Annotated in this window: 17 protein-coding genes; 10 read left to right on the plus strand and 7 right to left on the minus strand. The window is 51.1% G+C overall.

Going from position 1 to position 17,107, the window contains the following annotated elements; all coding sequences use genetic code 11:
* The first annotated feature begins 238 nt into the window (after nt 1–238).
* Both pntA and pntB read left to right on the plus strand, forming a co-directional pair.
* Complete coding sequence (gene pntA, locus SK34_RS18075) at nt 239–1,768, plus strand: Re/Si-specific NAD(P)(+) transhydrogenase subunit alpha (RefSeq protein ID WP_016150210.1); 1,530 nt, start codon at nt 239–241, stop codon at nt 1,766–1,768.
* Between the two features lie 10 nt (nt 1,769–1,778).
* Entirely contained in the window at nt 1,779–3,167 is a 1,389-nt protein-coding gene (pntB, locus tag SK34_RS18080) for a Re/Si-specific NAD(P)(+) transhydrogenase subunit beta (protein ID WP_032935797.1), read from the plus strand.
* Nucleotides 3,168–3,213: 46 nt separating this feature from the next.
* Here the strand turns inward: pntB and SK34_RS18085 are convergent, their stop codons facing one another.
* Nucleotides 3,214–4,248 carry an AI-2E family transporter gene (locus SK34_RS18085; protein WP_016150211.1) on the minus strand — a complete coding sequence of 345 codons (1,035 nt, stop codon included), beginning with the start codon at nt 4,246–4,248 and terminating at the stop codon, nt 3,214–3,216.
* A gap of 138 nt (nt 4,249–4,386) precedes the next feature.
* On the opposite strand from SK34_RS18085, the gene SK34_RS25215 reads away from it, so the two are divergent.
* From SK34_RS25215 to mdtI, 3 genes are all read left to right on the plus strand, one after another.
* The gene (locus SK34_RS25215) at nt 4,387–4,557 is read left to right on the plus strand and encodes a protein YdgV (protein ID WP_085951052.1); all 171 of its coding nucleotides are present in this window, start codon (nt 4,387–4,389) and stop codon (nt 4,555–4,557) included.
* 107 nt (nt 4,558–4,664) lie between these two features.
* Entirely contained in the window at nt 4,665–5,030 is a 366-nt protein-coding gene (gene mdtJ, locus SK34_RS18090) for a multidrug/spermidine efflux SMR transporter subunit MdtJ (RefSeq protein WP_161799268.1), read from the plus strand.
* On the plus strand, nt 5,017–5,346 hold the full coding sequence (mdtI, locus tag SK34_RS18095; RefSeq protein ID WP_003028939.1) for a multidrug/spermidine efflux SMR transporter subunit MdtI: 330 nt from the start codon (nt 5,017–5,019) through the stop codon (nt 5,344–5,346). The genes mdtJ and mdtI overlap by 14 nt, the downstream gene beginning before the upstream one ends.
* A 34-nt stretch (nt 5,347–5,380) precedes the next feature.
* Here mdtI and SK34_RS18100 read toward each other — a convergent pair whose 3' ends face one another.
* From SK34_RS18100 to msrP, 5 genes are all read right to left on the minus strand, one after another.
* A complete protein-coding gene (locus SK34_RS18100) occupies nt 5,381–6,202 on the minus strand; it encodes a trypsin-like serine peptidase (RefSeq protein WP_003836367.1) in 822 nt (273 codons plus the stop codon).
* Between the two features lie 270 nt (nt 6,203–6,472).
* Entirely contained in the window at nt 6,473–6,868 is a 396-nt protein-coding gene (gene asr, locus SK34_RS18105) for an acid resistance repetitive basic protein Asr (protein ID WP_003028934.1), read from the minus strand.
* 137 nt (nt 6,869–7,005) lie between these two features.
* The gene (locus SK34_RS18110) at nt 7,006–8,493 is read right to left on the minus strand and encodes a carboxypeptidase M32 (protein WP_048233697.1); all 1,488 of its coding nucleotides are present in this window, start codon (nt 8,491–8,493) and stop codon (nt 7,006–7,008) included.
* A gap of 47 nt (nt 8,494–8,540) precedes the next feature.
* Complete coding sequence (gene msrQ / locus SK34_RS18115) at nt 8,541–9,167, minus strand: protein-methionine-sulfoxide reductase heme-binding subunit MsrQ (RefSeq protein ID WP_048233699.1); 627 nt, start codon at nt 9,165–9,167, stop codon at nt 8,541–8,543.
* Complete coding sequence (msrP, locus tag SK34_RS18120; RefSeq protein WP_048233701.1) at nt 9,167–10,171, minus strand: protein-methionine-sulfoxide reductase catalytic subunit MsrP; 1,005 nt, start codon at nt 10,169–10,171, stop codon at nt 9,167–9,169. The genes msrQ and msrP overlap by 1 nt, the downstream gene beginning before the upstream one ends.
* A gap of 189 nt (nt 10,172–10,360) precedes the next feature.
* On the opposite strand from msrP, the gene SK34_RS18125 reads away from it, so the two are divergent.
* The 3 genes from SK34_RS18125 (at nt 10,361) to SK34_RS18135 (ending at nt 13,403) form a co-directional block, all read left to right on the plus strand.
* Nucleotides 10,361–11,083 (plus strand): response regulator transcription factor, encoded by a 723-nt coding sequence (locus SK34_RS18125; protein ID WP_003028928.1) that lies wholly within the window; start codon nt 10,361–10,363, stop codon nt 11,081–11,083.
* Nucleotides 11,080–12,570 carry a sensor histidine kinase gene (locus tag SK34_RS18130; protein WP_048233704.1) on the plus strand — a complete coding sequence of 497 codons (1,491 nt, stop codon included), beginning with the start codon at nt 11,080–11,082 and terminating at the stop codon, nt 12,568–12,570. Before SK34_RS18125 ends, SK34_RS18130 begins: the two co-directional genes overlap by 4 nt.
* A 143-nt stretch (nt 12,571–12,713) precedes the next feature.
* Nucleotides 12,714–13,403 carry a CPBP family intramembrane glutamic endopeptidase gene (locus SK34_RS18135; protein WP_003028926.1) on the plus strand — a complete coding sequence of 230 codons (690 nt, stop codon included), beginning with the start codon at nt 12,714–12,716 and terminating at the stop codon, nt 13,401–13,403.
* Between the two features lie 30 nt (nt 13,404–13,433).
* Here the strand turns inward: SK34_RS18135 and SK34_RS18140 are convergent, their stop codons facing one another.
* Nucleotides 13,434–14,687 (minus strand): MFS transporter, encoded by a 1,254-nt coding sequence (locus SK34_RS18140; protein WP_003836350.1) that lies wholly within the window; start codon nt 14,685–14,687, stop codon nt 13,434–13,436.
* 107 nt (nt 14,688–14,794) lie between these two features.
* Here SK34_RS18140 and SK34_RS18145 point away from each other — a divergent pair, with 107 nt between their 5' ends.
* Nucleotides 14,795–15,703, plus strand: a complete 909-nt coding sequence (locus SK34_RS18145; protein ID WP_003836337.1) for a LysR family transcriptional regulator — start codon at nt 14,795–14,797, stop codon at nt 15,701–15,703.
* A 118-nt stretch (nt 15,704–15,821) separates the two neighbouring features.
* Nucleotides 15,822–17,042, plus strand: a complete 1,221-nt coding sequence (gene mlc, locus SK34_RS18150) for a sugar metabolism global transcriptional regulator Mlc (RefSeq protein ID WP_003028923.1) — start codon at nt 15,822–15,824, stop codon at nt 17,040–17,042.
* Nucleotides 17,043–17,107 lie beyond the last annotated feature (65 nt).

Genomic DNA, 17,107 nt, shown 5'->3' on the forward strand with positions numbered 1-17,107 from the left:
TTGTGGGCTATTTTTAGGGCATTTTATCTGTCTGAGGTTCGATTCATCTCTATTTTGCGAATTTCATAATAAATACTGTTTTTTGGCGCTAGATCACAGGCGTCATTTTCAGTAGGTTATACAGAGTTTGTTACTGTTTTATTTTATTGAGGTAACACTGACCTCTCTCGAGAGTGCGCGCATGCCTCGTGCGAACATTGATAAACCATCATCATAATTACAGATGGAAGGGAACATTATGCGAATTGGCATACCAAGAGAACGGTTAACCAATGAAACCCGCGTTGCAGCCACGCCGAAGACGGTTGAGCAGCTGCTTAAGTTAGGTTTCAGCGTCGCGGTTGAAAGCGGTGCAGGTCAACTGGCGAGTTTTGACGATAAGGCGTTTGTACAAGCAGGCGCAGAAATTGTTGATGGAAATGCAGTCTGGCAGTCAGAGATCATCCTGAAGGTCAATGCGCCGGAGGAGGCGGAAATTCCGTTACTCAATCCGGGCACGACGCTGGTGAGTTTTCTTTGGCCCGCGCAAAACCCTGAACTGTTGCAAAAGCTTGCAGAGCGAAACGTGACAGTTATGGCGATGGACTCCGTGCCGCGTATTTCGCGCGCACAGTCGCTGGATGCTTTGAGCTCAATGGCGAACATCGCCGGGTATCGCGCTATTGTTGAAGCTGCACATGAATTCGGTCGCTTCTTCACCGGCCAGATCACCGCCGCAGGCAAGGTTCCACCTGCCAAGGTCATGGTGATTGGTGCGGGTGTGGCAGGTCTTGCGGCGATCGGTGCGGCAAACAGCCTGGGCGCTATCGTGCGTGCTTTTGATACCCGTCCGGAAGTGAAGGAACAAGTGCAGAGTATGGGCGCCGAGTTCCTTGAACTGGACTTTAAAGAAGAAGCGGGCAGCGGTGATGGCTATGCCAAAGTGATGTCCGAGGCGTTCATCAAAGCCGAAATGGAACTCTTCGCTGCACAGGCGAAAGACGTCGACATTATTGTTACCACTGCGCTGATCCCGGGCAAACCGGCCCCGAAACTGATCACCCGTGAAATGGTCGATTCGATGAAAGCGGGCAGCGTAATTGTCGATCTTGCCGCGCAAAACGGCGGTAACTGCGAATATACCGTGCCTAATCAGGTGACAACCACCGAGAACGGGGTGAAGGTTATCGGCTATACCGACCTGCCTGGCCGTTTGCCAACGCAATCTTCCCAGCTTTACGGCACCAACCTCGTCAACCTGCTCAAACTGTTGTGCAAAGAGAAAGACGGCAATATCACCGTCGATTTTGACGACGTGGTTGTTCGCGGTGTCACGGTGGTTCGCGAGGGTGAAATCACCTGGCCTGCGCCACCTATCCAGGTTTCTGCTCAGCCGCAGGCTGCGCAAAAAGCCGCACCTGCACCGAAAGAAGAGAAAAAACCTGTCTCTCCGTGGCGCAAATATGCGCTGATGGCGCTGGTGGTGATTTTGTTTGGCTGGCTCGCTGACGTTGCGCCGAAAGAGTTCCTTGGTCACTTTACGGTGTTCGCGCTTTCCTGCGTGGTGGGTTACTACGTGGTCTGGAATGTGTCACATGCGTTGCATACTCCGTTGATGTCTGTGACTAACGCCATCTCAGGGATTATCGTGGTTGGGGCGTTATTGCAAATTGGCCAGGGTGGCTGGGTGAGTTTCCTGAGCTTTATCGCGGTGCTTATTGCCAGCATTAATATTTTCGGTGGCTTCACCGTGACTCAGCGCATGCTGAAAATGTTCCGGAAAAACTAAGGGGTAACATATGTCTGGAGGATTAGTTACAGCTGCATACATTGTTGCCGCTATCCTGTTTATTTTTAGTCTGGCGGGGCTTTCGAAACACGAAACCTCTCAGCAGGGTAACAACTACGGTATCGCCGGGATGGCGATTGCGCTGATTGCCACGATTTTTGGCCCGGATACCGGCAACGTTGCGTGGATCCTGGTGGCGATGATCATCGGCGGCGCGATTGGTATTCGTCTGGCGAAAAAAGTTGAGATGACCGAGATGCCGGAGCTGGTGGCAATTCTGCACAGCTTCGTTGGTCTGGCAGCGGTACTGGTGGGCTTCAACAGCTACCTGTATCACGACACGGGCCTGGAGCCGATTCTGGTGAACATTCACCTGACGGAAGTGTTCCTGGGTATCTTCATCGGTGCGGTAACCTTTACCGGTTCTGTGGTGGCCTTTGGCAAACTGCGCGGCAAGATCTCCTCTAAACCGCTGATGCTGCCGAATCGTCACAAAATGAATCTGGCGGCGCTGGTTGTTTCTTTCCTGCTGCTGGTGGTATTTGTCCGTACCGAAAGCGTGGGCCTGCAGGTTCTGGCGCTGCTGGTGATGACCATAATTGCACTGGCTTTTGGCTGGCATCTGGTGGCCTCCATCGGTGGTGCGGATATGCCGGTGGTCGTTTCAATGCTCAACTCCTATTCAGGATGGGCTGCGGCGGCGGCGGGCTTTATGCTGAGCAACGATCTGCTGATCGTTACCGGTGCGCTGGTCGGTTCTTCTGGTGCGATCCTGTCTTACATTATGTGTAAGGCGATGAACCGTTCATTTTTCAGCGTTATTGCAGGTGGCTTTGGTTCTGACGGTTCTTCTACTGGATCAGATGAAGAAGTCGGTGAGCACCGTGAGATTACTGCGGAAGACACAGCAGAAATGCTGAAGAACTCGCACTCCGTGATCATCACCCCGGGCTACGGCATGGCAGTGGCTCAGGCACAGTATCCGGTCGCGGAAATCACTGAGAAACTGCGCGCACGCGGCATCAAAGTGCGCTTCGGTATTCACCCAGTAGCAGGGCGTTTGCCCGGTCATATGAACGTACTGCTGGCGGAAGCCAAAGTCCCTTATGACATCGTGCTGGAAATGGACGAGATCAACGATGATTTCGCCGATACCGATACCGTGCTGGTGATTGGTGCCAACGATACGGTAAACCCGGCGGCGCAGGATGACCCGAACAGCCCGATCGCCGGTATGCCGGTGCTTGAAGTATGGAAAGCGCAGAACGTCATCGTGTTCAAACGTTCGATGAACACGGGCTATGCTGGTGTGCAGAACCCGCTGTTCTTTAAAGAAAACACTCATATGCTGTTTGGCGATGCCAAAGCCAGCGTGGATGCGATTCTGAAAGCGTTGTAATCGTCAGTGAAAACTAAGACGGCCTCTGCGGAGGCCGTTTTGCATTTTACTCTTTGTTGAGATCGCTCAGTAACACCGCAATGCTTTGACCGCCATTGGTCTGCTCTAGCGCGATTTTCACAATGATGGTTAGCGGAACAGAAAGCAGCATCCCAACAGGGCCGAGCAGCCAGCCCCAGAAGATTAACGACAAAAAAACCACCAGCGTAGACAGTCCAAGTCCACGCCCCATGATCCGCGGCTCGAGGATATTCCCGAATACCAGGTTGATGACCAGATAGCCTGCCAGAACCACCAGCGCATCGTAAAGGCCGCTAAATACCAGCACCTGAGCAATAGGGGGAATGGCCGCCAATACCGAACCGATATTAGGGATGTAGTTCAGGGCGAAGGCCAGTAATCCCCAGACAAAGGCAAAGCGCACATCCAATGCAGCAAGCATGCCCCAGGCGACCAACCCGGTCACAATGCTGATTGCCGTTTTAAGCACCAGATAGTGAGATACGCTGTCGATGGCGCGTTGAATCGCCGCCATACCTTCAATGGGGCGACTCATCATTTGTTTTAGTTTGTTGGGCAGTTGCGGTACTTCCAGCAGCATAAAAACTACCGTCAGTAGCAGTAAAAAGATCGATGACATAGCATTCGAAAGCTGCGCCAGCAAATTGGTCACCAGCGTCATTGCCGCGTTTGGATCGATATATTTGACGAGCTCATCCACGGAAACGCCGATCCCTGCGCGTTGTAACCATGGTTCAAGATTTTTTAGTGGAATAACCAGTGAAGAGCGATATTGCGGTAGCGTACGCGCAAGCTCATTTAAGGATGTACCTAAATACGCTAACAGCAGTACCATTAGCATTACAATAATAACGATGAGCAATGACACCGCAAATACGCGCGGTATGCGAATCTTGACCATCCGCTGCACCACGGGGTTCAGCACAACGGCTATAAATAACGCCAGAATAAAGGGGACGATGATATCTGCGGCAAAGCGAATGCCGCTCAGAATGATAACCAGCATGCCCAGCATAATGACTATTTTTAGACCGTTAAGCGTGATGATCGGTTTCGCCATGTGTATTCCTGCGTTTTTGATTTTTGAATCTGAATAATAGTGTGATTTGCGTCGAGCCGTTATAACAAAAATCAAACGGGGCAGGTAAAGAAGTGAAAAGACTTTGAGTTCGTATTGAAGCTATGATACAAATCATCTGTGTTTAACTACCGAGGACAATTATCATCCGCGATGATGAGAAGCAACACTGCGGATAATTGTAATATTATGGACAATATGTTCAGGATGTTTTTGCGTTTACCTTCACTTCTTCGTACCTCTTCCACTTTCTTGCTTGCGGGTGAGCAACACTGGCGCAACGCGCTTTAGTCCCTTCTTCTGCCTGAGCTGGCGCTGTGCGCTGAGCTAACTAATTTTATTTTTTGGTTTACTGCATGCAGTAGGCCCAAAGGACTATATTCTCAAGCAGGAGAAGCATCATGTTTTACTGGATATTATTAGGTCTGGCCATCGCGGCTGAAATTACTGGTACGCTTTCAATGAAATGGGCAAGCGTCGGCCATGGTAATTCGGGCTTTATTTTAATGCTGGTAATGATCGCCTTATCGTATATTTTTCTCAGTTTTGCCGTTAAAAAAATTGCCCTTGGTGTGGCCTATGCCCTGTGGGAAGGGATCGGTATTTTATTTATTACGCTGTTTAGCGTGCTGTTATTTGACGAAACCTTGTCCACATTGAAGGTGGCAGGACTGGCTTCACTGGTGGTCGGCATTGTGCTGATTAAATCCGGCACCCGAAAGCCTGTTAAACCAGGCAAAGAGGTGACCCATGCAACAGTTTGAATGGGTTCACGGTGCCTGGCTGGGTATGGCTATCGTGCTGGAAATCGTCGCTAACGTCTTTTTGAAATTTTCCGATGGTTTTCGCCGCAAGATTTATGGCGTGCTGTCGTTAGCTGCCGTATTAGCGGCCTTTAGCGCGCTGTCGCAAGCGGTAAAAGGTATCGATCTTTCGGTGGCTTATGCCCTGTGGGGTGGATTCGGTATTGCCGCGACGTTAGCGGCAGGTTGGGTGCTGTTTGGTCAGCGCCTGAATAATAAGGGCTGGATCGGCGTGATACTGCTGCTGGCCGGAATGATAATGATAAAACTTGCCTGATATCCATGCTGCCCGTTAATGCGGGCAGCATGTGTTATTCCTGCGCTAACGCTTCCAGCTTCTCGCGAAAACCGGTCACGGATATGGCGCGATTATCTGCCCGCCAGCGATCTTTGGCTGCTGGAGCGGAGCTTTGCACACCAATCAACTGCCAGCCAGACTCTGTCTGCAACATCAATGGCGAACCGCTGTCGCCCGGGAGCGTGTCGCACTGGTGTGACAAGACGGTATTCTGCGCCCAGCCGGTCACCACACAATCCTGATGTGTGTACAGGTCGTCCAGATGATCTTCCGGATAGCCCGACTGCGTGACTTTACGATCTGCAGTTTTTAGCGCCGCGGTTAACGCATCCTTGTCGCCATCAAACAGTGGCAGCGGTGTGATGCCAGACGGCGGATTACGCAGTACCACCAGACCAAAATCCCACGGGGCTGCGGCAGGCGGCACTATCCAGCCATCACCATCGGCTTTTAAACGTTTGGCAAGTGAGGGCGCAACCCGGCCTTCAATGTCGTGGATTTCATAGCGCCAGAGACCCTTTTTAGACACGAAGCGCAATGCGACGGCTTTGTCCGGCTTACCTTTCGGGGGGGTGAGTAAACAGTGTCCGGCCGTCAGGGCCAGATGTGGCGAAATGAGCGTGGCGGTACACAGGTTACCGCTGGCGGTTTCCAGTTGCCCGATAGCGTCCCACGGCGATTGTGTAGGGTCAGTCACCTTTATGCGATCGTCATGACCAAAAAACAGCGTTTTTATATTTTCTGCTTCAGCGCTGTCCGTTGCAGGCTTGTCCGCATGCGCAACGACAGGAAGTAAACAAAGTGAACCCAGTAATACAGCAATGGTTTTATGCATATCACGCTCTGGTGGGGAATTATGATTATTAACAGCAAACCCTCAGTTAATACTATAGACGGGACGACGTGAAAGTGGGAGTAAAATCAGATAACTACATTCAGGCAAGATAAAAACGCATGGCGATGATGGCGCAAATTATCAGCGTAATAAGAATTAACTCAAAGCGGTAATGTGACACCATTTTACCCTCCGAAAGGCGGCGCTACATCAGGTCGATCTAGCGCCGTATGCTATGGCGTGGGGGACGCCATAGTGACTACAAATGCGTTATGCTGCAGGTTGAGCTGCTGGTTTAGCAGTGTCGTGTTTTACTGCTTTTTTGGTGTGTTTTTTAGCAGCCTGAGCTTTCTGCTCTGGTGCTTTTTGTTCTGCAGCTGGTTTGGTTGCAGCTTTTTTGGTGTGTTTTTTAGCAGCCTGAGCTTTCTGCTCTGGTGCTTTCTGTTCTACAGCCGGTTTTGTGGTGGATTTTTTAGCGTGTTTCTTGGCAGCCTGTGCTTTCTGCGGTGCTGCTTTGTGCTGTTTTTTATGATGCGTGGTTTTTGCCGGCGCAGCTTTAGTGGTTGCTGCAGCAGCCGGAGCGGTTGTAGCAGTTGTTTCAGCAGCAAATGCAGCAGAAGACAGACCCATAGCAGCGGCAACAACCAGAGCTAATACTTTTTTCATTCTCATACCCTCGATTTGGTTTTTCATTCAACCCCACTGCGGGGCCGTTGAAATAACTATATCGCTGTAATCACAGGGCTTCCGTGAGTCATTGGTATCGGCGTGTAACGATATGTACAATGACTCACGGTATGAGATTACAAATAGCGGGCTTCCAGGTGGGCGCGGAAATAACGGCTGCTAAGCGGCTCTCCGGTGGCCTGGGTAATAAGCTGTTCAGTTGTGAAACGGCTGCCATGCTGCCAGATGTTCTGACGTAACCAGTCAAACAGGGGACCAAACTCACCTTGCGCAATAGACTGATTCAAATCAGGTAATGCGTGGTTAGCGGCACTGAACAACTGCGCCGCATACATAGCGCCCAAGGTATAGGAAGGGAAGTAGCCAAAGCCGCCGTCGGTCCAGTGAATATCCTGCATACAACCGTTACGATAGTTTCCGATCGTTGACAGCCCCAGCCAGGCCTGCATTTTCTCATTCCACAATGCCGGGATATCATCCACTTCAATATCGCCATTAATGAGCGCACGTTCGATTTCATAACGCAGGATCACGTGAGCGGGATAACTCACCTCGTCGGCATCAACACGGATAAACCCGGGTTTGACCTGCTGGTTCCAGGCGATGAAATTGCTTTCTTCAAATGCAGCCTGATCGCCAAAGTAGTGCGTTACAGCAGGAATTAACCGTGTCAGAAAGGCTTTACTGCGTCCCAGTTGCATCTCAAAGAACAGACTCTGGGACTCATGAATGGCGGTTGAGCGTGCCAGAGCGATAGGTTGCCCTGACCAGTTACGCGGAAGATTTTGCTCATAGCGGGCGTGACCGGTTTCATGGATCACGCCAAACAGCGCGCTGAGCAATTCGTTTTCATCATAGCGGGTGGTAATGCGAACATCTTCTGGTACGCCGCCACAGAAGGGATGTGCACTGATATCCAGCCGACCAGCGGTAAAGTCGAAACCTAGCTGTGCCATTGTTTCAAGACCCAACTCTCGCTGTACAGCTGTTGGGAAGGGGCCTACCGGGGCGATGAGCGACTGTTGAGACTGCTTTGCCACTACCTTGTTTAGCAGATCGGGAAGCCAGGTTTTAACGTCCGCGAAAAGGTTGTCCAACTGCGCGCTGGTCACCCCCGGTTCAAAGATGTCCAGTAACGCGTCATACGGCGAACAACCTTTAGCTTCTGCGCGCAGTCGGGCTTCTTCGCGGCTATACTTCACAACCTCTTTCAGGTTTTCGGAAAATCCTTCCCAGTCATTTGCCGGTCGCTGGCTACGCCAGGCATGCTCGCAGCGGCTTCCCGCAAGTGATTTTGCTTCTACCAACGATTCCGGCAACAAGGATGCCTGGTGATGCAGTCGCGACATTTCGCGCAGGTTCGCCTGTTCTACATCGTTGAGGTCTTCGTGTTGTGCTGCGGAGATCCACATTGCCACTTTCGGATCGGTTAACAGTTGGTGTTCAAGCACGCTCAGCTCGGCCAGCGCTTCGCCGCGGGCTTTGCTTCCTCCTGACGGCATCATGGTAAACATGTCCCAACTGGCGATTGCCGAGAGGTGGGAGAAGCGAGAGAGCCGCTGGAACGTGCGGGTGAGCTGATGGTAATTATCATTGTTACTCATTTTTTGTTCTCGTTCTGTTTAGGTGTGGTTAAGAAGTTTACCGTGATTCACTCACTTTTCATAAACACACCTTTATACCTGGTTTTTCGTAAAAGTTTTTTATAGCGAAAAGCCAACAGAACCACAAAACAGATGGCGTAGATAATAGGGAGCGGTGATAACACTTTTACCGACCACAGGTAATGCAGCGGTAGCAATATGGCGGTCAGGTAGACGTAGTTGTGCAATGTTTGCCAGCGTTTACCCATTTTACGCTGCGCGGCTTGCGTGGAGGTCAACGTCAACAGGAATAAGATAATCCAACCGGTCATGCCCAGGGTTAGCCATGGGCGTGAAACCAGTTCACGACCCAACAATCCCAGATTTTGTATACCCAGTTCCAGCAGAGCATAGCTGACCATATGCAGTGTGGCCCATGCAAAGCACCATAAACCTAACAACCGCCGGGTACGAAACAACAAAGGCTGCTTTGCATAGCGTGCAAGCGGGGATACCAGCAAAGTAGCAAGCAAAAACTTTAGCGCGGTAATACCCGTAAAGTGCTGGATATCTTTTCCCGGGTCGGCACCCAACCCGCCATGCTGCGCGGCCCAAAAGAGCCATAGCAGGGGTAAAAAACCGGCGAGATGCAGCAGCACTTTCAGGCCGGTTATCTGTTTTGCAGTCAATCTCACTAAAAATACTCCCGAAGATCCATACCCCGATATAACGATGCCACCTCATCGGCATAACCATTAAAAGGTAACGTGGGCTGTCGCTGCACATCAAGAATGCCACCCGAACCGATAAACCGTTCAGTAGCCTGAGACCAACGAGGGTGATCGACCTGCGGATTTACGTTGGCGTAAAAACCGTATTCATTCGGTGCTGACATATTCCAGGTCGTCGGCGGCTGCTCACGCGTCAGCGTAATACTGACTATCGATTTAATGCCCTTGAAGCCGTACTTCCAGGGTACGGTCAGACGTATCGGCGCCCCATTTTGCGGCGGCAATGCTTTGCCATATACGCCTACGGTCAGCAGTGTTAGCGGATGCATGGCTTCATCCAAACGCAGACCTTCAACATAGGGATATTTTAACCCACCGCCAATGAAGCGATCTTTCTGGCCGGGCATTTCATCAGGGGCGTAGCGAGTTTCAAAGGCGACGTATTTGGCGTGACTGGTTGGCTCAACCAGCGCCAATAATTTATGCAAAGGAAATCCGACCCACGGCACAACCATCGACCATGCTTCAACGCAACGCATCCGGTAAATACGCTCTTCTAACGGAAAGCGAGTGGTCAGCGCATCATGATCCAAGGTTAAAGGTTTGTTGACCTCTCCGTTGATCGTTAATGTCCAGGGATCGGTTTTCAGACTACCGGCATTGGCGGCAGGATCTGCTTTATCCAGACCAAATTCATAGAAATTGTTGTAGCCCGTCACCTTGTCTTCTGGCGTCAGAGACAGACTGTTTTGCCAGCGCTCGGGCTTTGTAAATTCGAGCGCTTTGCCTGCGGGTGCTGGTGGACGATCGTTGCCTTTAAACCAATCCAACAAATTAGCCTGTGTAGGGGAAGGCAGCGTGGCCGCCGCCGCGCCTATCCCAAGCGCTTTGAGGATTTGTCGTCGTTGCATAAAAAAAACTGATTCGGCTGTAACATCAGCTTCCCGAAGTGGACGTTTTTTCTGCATAACTTTTCCTTTTTATTTTCATGTTAAGGAAAACAAAGCGACGTTTCCCTGTTGATGCCTGGTGTGTCTATAACGACATACTGCGCGTATGCGTATCCCTGGATCCTCACGAAAAGTTAAAAATTTTGTGATAACTTCCGCCCCTTGCCTGAGGTAAGCTTTCAGCACGACGAGAGGGGGATGACACTGATGGCAGGCGCGAAAAAGATATTTTTGGTGGAAGATGACAGCGATATTGCCTCACTTTTGCAGCTTAGCCTGAAGGATGAGGGTTACGAGATAGTTCATGAAGCGGACGGCACGCGAGCGCTTGAACAACTGGAGAAACACGTTTGGGATGCCGTTATCCTCGATTTGATGCTGCCAGGTGTCGACGGGCTGGAGATTTGTCGTCGCATTCGCCAAATGAGTTTTTATTTGCCCGTTATTATTATCAGCGCCCGGACCAGCGAAACGCACCGTGTATTGGGGTTGGAAATGGGGGCCGATGATTATCTGGCCAAGCCTTTCTCGGTGCTGGAGTTGATGGCTCGGGTGAAGGCGTTGTTTCGCCGTCAGGAAGCGATGAGTCAGAACCTGCGTATGGAGGCGGGGATTATCACCGTTCATGGCGTAGAGATTGACCCTTTAGCCCGGGAAGTTCGGCTGCATGGTAAATCCCTCGATTTGACACCGCGAGAATTCGATCTGCTCTATTTTTTCGCCCGTCATCCAGGCGAGGTCTTTTCGCGCCAGGCGCTGTTAGATCAGGTGTGGGGCTACCAGCATGAAGGGTATGAGCATACGGTGAACAGTCATATTAATCGTCTGCGGACCAAAATTGAAAAGGATGCTGCGGAGCCGGAAATTATTCTCACGGTTTGGGGACGAGGCTATAAGCTTGCTGCGGTTAATGCGGAGCATCAGCCATGATTTATCGCCTGTCGCTGAGCCAGCGTCTGACTCTGGTCTTTACCGCCATTATGCTGATTTGTGCGGTTGCCGTCAGTGCTGTCCAGGTTCGCAGTAGCAAACAATATGGCGACGCGATGGTGCAAAGGCTCTCGCTGGAGCTGGCGAGCAAGATTGTCAAAAGTGGGTCGCTTATTGATGCCAGCGGGCAGGTTAATCGCCAGACCTTAAAAGGATTGTTTAATCACCTGATGACGCTCAACCCCAGCGTGGAGCTGTATCTGCTTTCACCATCAGGTGAAATACTCGCTGATGCCGCACCGCCGGGGCATATCCAGCGGCAGAAAATTAGCGTGCAGCCGATTCAGGATTTCCTTAACTCAGATGCGTTGCCCGTATATGGCAACGATCCGCGCAGCAGCCAGCAAAAGGTATTCAGCGCCGCGCCGGTTTTATATAACGGTGAGCTGCATGGCTATTTGTACATTATTCTGCAGGGCGAAGATCTGAATATGTTGGCGAATACCGCCTGGCAAAAAACGCTCTGGAATACCGTGGCCTGGACGTTAATACTGGTTTTATTAGCCGGCGGAATGGCAGGTTTTCTGGTGTGGCGATGGGTGACGAATCCAGTGAAAAGGTTGACTGGGCAGGTGGTCAAACTGGAACAGGACAGCATTAGCGTCATCAAACAGCTGGCGCAAAAAAATCCCGATCCAGCCCCGGCAAATGAAATTGCGTTGTTGAACAATGCGTTTATCGAGTTAGCGCAGAAAATTGCGCAGCAGTGGGATCTATTAGCGGACAGCGATCGTCAGCGCAGAGAGTTTATAGCCAATATTTCGCACGATTTACGCACGCCGCTGACTTCATTGCTGGGGTATCTGGAAATGCTGTCGCTGAAAGCCGATACGATGACGCCGGAGGAAAACCGGCATTATCTTAGTATCGCGCTGCGCCAGGGACATAAAGTTCGTCATCTGTCACAACAGCTGTTTGAGCTGGCAAGACTGGAGCATGGCGGTATAAAACCGCAGCGTGAACGTTTTGCTATTGGTGAATTGATCCAGGATGTGGCACAGAAATTTGATCTCCCTGTTGCCACGCGTCATTTGCAGTTGCACCTTGACGTAATGGGGCCGTTACCGCTGGTGAATGCCGATTTATCGATGATAGAAAGAGTTGTGACGAATCTGCTGGATAACGCTATCCGTCATACGCCTGACGGAGGTGAAGTGCGGCTAAAAGTCTGGCGTGATGCAGACCGTTTATTAGCCGAAGTGCAGGACAGCGGGCCTGGGGTAGAAGAAGCTGTGCGAGAAGTATTGTTTCAGCGCCCGACCGCGTTAGTTCCCCGTGAGCAGAGGGCTGAGCGCGGCGGCTTGGGCTTACTGATCGTGCGTAGAATGCTCGAGCTGCATGGAGGGGATATCAGCCTGGTTAGCTCAACGGCAGGGGCCTGCTTCCGTTTTTCGTTGCCGCTGGCGGATTCTCCCCTGAGTAGTTGACGGTGAAGTTCCGGAGTAAAGAGGGTTTTGGCATTGCCCCAATGGGCATTGCGTAAAAGTTGGTAGGTTGTCAGTGATAATGAGAATTTTTATCATGTATCGGTAATTCATCAACTTATCTTCGATGAGCGCAAGGAGATTGTATGTCACAGGATGCCGACAACCTGTATATAGCCAGGACCAAAGCAGTAGCTGGCTGCTTTTCAATGTTTTTACTGATGTTTGGCCTCACGTTTACCCCGTTGTTTTTCCCCGCGAGTCAGGACCTGCTTGCCAAAGGGCTACTTTTCCCGCTGTTGTTTGCATTGGAATTTGTTGTGCTGGTTCCGCTGTATTACTTCTTCTTCAGAAAAAGAGAGGGGCTGGGCAAAGGCATTTTCAACGCCAGGTGGTTTACCATTTTGTTCGCGGCGCTGCTGTTTATTCAGCTTATCCTGCCATTGATTTTGGGTCTCAGACAAACTGAAGCGTGGGTGACCAGCCAAATATCCTTAAGTAGTTACGCATTGTGGTTATCTACGTTGACTCTGATATTTATTGCGCCAGTTTATGAAGAAATTGTTTTCAGAGGCTGTTTATTCAACGCGTTCCAGTACTGGTTCAATAATAAAACCTGGCTGTCGTCAGTGGTGGTATCGGTCATTTTTGCCATCATGCATACGCAGTATGTGGATCTACGTACGTTGCTGATGTTGTTTCTTGTGTCGCAGGTTTTGATCATCGCCAGACTGAAAAGCAACGGCCTGTTGATGCCGATCATGCTGCATATAGTGATGAACGGGACGGTTATTGCTCTGCAAATGGGAGCCCAGACGTTACTGCCTGATTCATAAAGGCGATGCCCGGAATCCGGGCATCGGGGATTATACGTGCAGACGATGGTGCAAACGTGCGCCGACCAGCAACGCCAGCACCAGCATCAGGGCGATAAATCCGCCCACGCCGTTCCAGCCGTAGCTGTGCCAGAATACGCCGCCGAGCGTACCGGCAATACTGGATCCCAGATAATAGCTGAACAGATACAGGGAAGAAGCCTGGCCTTTAGCGCGTTTTGCCCGTGGTCCAATCCAGCTGCTTGCAACGGAGTGCGCGGCAAAAAAACCGGCTGAAAAGAGCAGCATCCCGGCGAAGATCAGCCATAGCGATGTGAACAGGGTCATCAACAGTCCAACCAGCATCACGCCAGTTGAAAAGAGCATTACCGGGCCACGGCCATAACGAGTGGTCATAGAACCTGCTTTTGGCGAACTCCAGGTCCCGGTCAGATACGCCACAGATAACAGACCGACAACCGCCTGGCTGAGTTCCCACGGAGAGAGCATCAGGCGGTAGCCGATGTAATTAAACAGCGTGACAAATGATCCCATCAGTAAAAATCCTTCCGCAAACAGCAGCGGCAAGCCTCTGTCGCGCCAGTGCAAGCGGAAGTTGATAAACAACGTTTTCGGGCGCAGCGACGTTGGTCTGAAATGACGAGATTCCGGCAGGATTTTCCAGAACATCAGCGCAGAGGCAAGGGCAAAACAGCCGATCGCCGCCAGCGCGATACGCCAGTTAAAAAAGTCGGTAAACACGCCACTGATCAAGCGACCACTCATACCGCCAATCGAGTTACCGCTGATATACAAGCCCATTGAAAAGGCGACGAAACTGGGATGAATCTCTTCACTCAGATAGGTCATCCCTACCGCCGCGACTCCGCTCAGTGAAAGACCTATCAGCGCCCGCATGATTAAAATACCGTGCCAGCTGGTCATCATTGTTGAAAGGAGCGTACAACAAGAGGCGAGCAGCAGCGCGGTAACCATCACCGGCTTGCGGCCAATAGCATCTGAAAGTGGGCCGGTAAACAGTAACCCTATCGCCAGCATCGCCGTTGAAATGGAGAGTGAAATACTACTGCTGGCAGGAGAGACACCAAACTCGTGCGAAAGCACAGGGAGTATGGGTTGTACACAATAGAGGAGGGCAAAAGTCGCCAGTCCGGCGGAAAACAGCGCCAGCGTGACGCGCATAAATGGGGATGTTCCGCGTTTGATAAAACCATCCGGCGGGGTAACTATCTGTTCATCAATATCGCTTGTTGGCGCGGTATCGACAGTTGTTGTACGGCTCACTTGAAATCCTTGCTCATCCAATTACGTCTACAGGACCAGCCTTAAGAGTATGAAAATCACAATATTCTGTCTAATATATTAATAATCTCAAATAATACTTTAAAAATATGAATATCGAACTGCGTCATTTACGTTACTTTGTGGCCGTTGCCGAAGAGTTGCATTTTGGTCGGGCGGCAGCACGATTAAACATTTCGCAACCGCCGCTAAGCCAGCAGATCCAGATCCTTGAACAGCAGGTTGGCGCCCGGTTACTTGCCCGAACTAACCGTAGCGTGGCGCTGACCTCTGCCGGAAAGCAGTTTCTTGCAGACAGTCGGCAGATCCTCGGGCTGGTTAATGAAGCCGCCGCCAGGGCTGAGCGTTTGCATTTGGGAGAAGCAGGGGAATTGCGTATCGGCTTTACGTCGTCGGCGCCGTTTATCAAAGCCGTTTCAGATACGTTATCTCTGTTTCGTCAAAGCTACCCGGCAGTGCATATGCAAACCCGCGAAATGAACACACGTGAGCAAATTGCCCCGCTCAATGAAGGGACGCTGGATTTGGGACTTCTGCGCAATACGCAGCTTCCGGAAACGCTGGAGCGTGAAATCATTCTGCATGAACCACTGATGGCTATGATCCCACGCGCGCATCCGTTGGCGCAAAAACCCGTGGTCACGTTGGCCGAACTGGCGAATGAACCATTTGTCTTTTTTGATCCCCATGTGGGGACAGGGTTGTATGACGATATTCTTGGCCTGATGCGTCGCTATGGACTAAAACCGACGATTGCGCAGGAGGTTGGCGAAGCGATGACTATCATCGGGCTGGTGGCTGCAGGATTAGGGGTTTCTATACTTCCTGCTTCTTTTAAACGGGTGCAGCTATATGAAATGTGTTGGATCCCGATAGCGGAAGAAGATGCTGTCTCGGAAATGTGGTTAGTGTGGCCAAAGCATCATGAGCAAAGTCACGCCGCGCAACGTTTTCGTGAGCAGCTGCTGGCGGCCGTTCAGGCGATTAATTTAGTTTAAAAATGAGTGAAAATGTGCAGTAAATCACAAGGCTAAGTAAAAAGTTGACGGGAGCCATTGAAGTGCTTCACCATAGCCCGCAGATTATTTCGGAGCGCGAAAATAAAGGGAGTAAGTGGTGGTTGCTGATAGTCAGCCTGGGCATATCGATCAAATTAAGCAGACCAATGCTGGCGCGGTTTATCGCCTGATTGATCAGCTGGGTCCGGTATCGCGTATTGATCTCTCTCGCCTGGCGCAATTGGCGCCTGCCAGTATTACTAAAATTGTCCGCGAAATGCTCGAAGCGCACCTGGTGCAAGAGCTGGAAATCAAGGAAGCGGGCAGCCGTGGGCGTCCGGCAGTTGGGCTGGTTGTTGAAACGGAAGCCTGGCACTATTTATCCATCCGTATCAGTCGCGGCGAGATCTTTCTGGCACTGCGCGATCTGAGCAGCAAACTGGTGGTAGAAGATTGCCTTGAAATGGAGCTGGTCAGTGAAACACCGCTTCTGGAACGTGTTATTACCCAGGTCGACCAGTTTTTCATCCGCCACCAACAAAAGCTGGAACGCTTAACCTCCATCGCCATCACCTTACCCGGCATTATTGATACTGAAAACGGTATCGTGCATCGCATGCCATTTTACGAAGATGTCAAAGAGATGCCGCTGGGCCAGGCGCTTGAGAACCATACTGGCGTACCGGTCTATATTCAGCATGATATTAGCGCCTGGACCATGGCTGAGGCGCTTTTCGGCGCATCGCGTGGTGCGCGCGACGTCATTCAGGTGGTGATCGATCATAACGTGGGTGCCGGGGTGATCACTGACGGTCATTTACTGCATGCAGGCAGCAGTAGCCTGGTGGAAATTGGCCATACGCAGGTGGATCCGTACGGTAAACGCTGCTACTGCGGTAACCATGGTTGTCTGGAAACGATCGCCAGCGTCGACAGCGTGCTCGAACTGGCGCAGGTGCGCTTGAAGCAGTCAATGAGTTCTTCTTTACACGGGCAACCGCTGACGGTAGACGCACTGTGTCTGGCGGCAATGCAGGGTGATTTATTGGCGAAAGATATCATTAGCGGCGTCGGGACCCACGTCGGCAGAATTCTTGCCATCATGGTGAATTTGTTCAACCCGCAAAAGATATTGATTGGGTCTCCGCTCAGTAAAGCGGCAGATATCTTGTTCCCTACCATCGCTGACAGCATTCGTCAGCAGGCACTTCCGGCTTACAGTCAGCATATAGTCGTCGAAAGTACGCAGTTTACCAATCAGGGGACGATGGCGGGGGCGGCGCTCGTTAAGGACGCGATGTATAACGGTTCTTTGTTGATTCGTCTATTACAGGGTTAACATTTTTTAACTGTTGTACGAAAAATTGCGCTATCTCAAGCTGATCCTGGTCGTCATACCTTAGA

Origin of the sequence: Citrobacter sp. MGH104 (assembly GCF_001034485.1) — a bacterium.
Lineage (GTDB): Bacteria > Pseudomonadota > Gammaproteobacteria > Enterobacterales > Enterobacteriaceae > Citrobacter > Citrobacter freundii.

What these genes read in the sequence shown, in the direction of transcription:
- pntA (WP_016150210.1), top strand. Translation starts at nt 239, where the DNA reads ATGCGAATTGGCATACCAAGAGAACGGTTAACCAATGAAACCCGCGTT.
- pntB (WP_032935797.1), top strand. Translation starts at nt 1,779, where the DNA reads ATGTCTGGAGGATTAGTTACAGCTGCATACATTGTTGCCGCTATCCTG.
- SK34_RS18085 (WP_016150211.1), bottom strand. Translation starts at nt 4,248, where the DNA reads ATGGCGAAACCGATCATCACGCTTAACGGTCTAAAAATAGTCATTATG.
- mdtI (WP_003028939.1), top strand. Translation starts at nt 5,017, where the DNA reads ATGCAACAGTTTGAATGGGTTCACGGTGCCTGGCTGGGTATGGCTATC.
- SK34_RS18100 (WP_003836367.1), bottom strand. Translation starts at nt 6,202, where the DNA reads ATGCATAAAACCATTGCTGTATTACTGGGTTCACTTTGTTTACTTCCT.
- asr (WP_003028934.1), bottom strand. Translation starts at nt 6,868, where the DNA reads ATGAAAAAAGTATTAGCTCTGGTTGTTGCCGCTGCTATGGGTCTGTCT.
- SK34_RS18110 (WP_048233697.1), bottom strand. Translation starts at nt 8,493, where the DNA reads ATGAGTAACAATGATAATTACCATCAGCTCACCCGCACGTTCCAGCGG.
- msrP (WP_048233701.1), bottom strand. Translation starts at nt 10,171, where the DNA reads ATGCAGAAAAAACGTCCACTTCGGGAAGCTGATGTTACAGCCGAATCA.
- SK34_RS18125 (WP_003028928.1), top strand. Translation starts at nt 10,361, where the DNA reads ATGGCAGGCGCGAAAAAGATATTTTTGGTGGAAGATGACAGCGATATT.
- SK34_RS18130 (WP_048233704.1), top strand. Translation starts at nt 11,080, where the DNA reads ATGATTTATCGCCTGTCGCTGAGCCAGCGTCTGACTCTGGTCTTTACC.
- SK34_RS18135 (WP_003028926.1), top strand. Translation starts at nt 12,714, where the DNA reads ATGTCACAGGATGCCGACAACCTGTATATAGCCAGGACCAAAGCAGTA.
- SK34_RS18145 (WP_003836337.1), top strand. Translation starts at nt 14,795, where the DNA reads ATGAATATCGAACTGCGTCATTTACGTTACTTTGTGGCCGTTGCCGAA.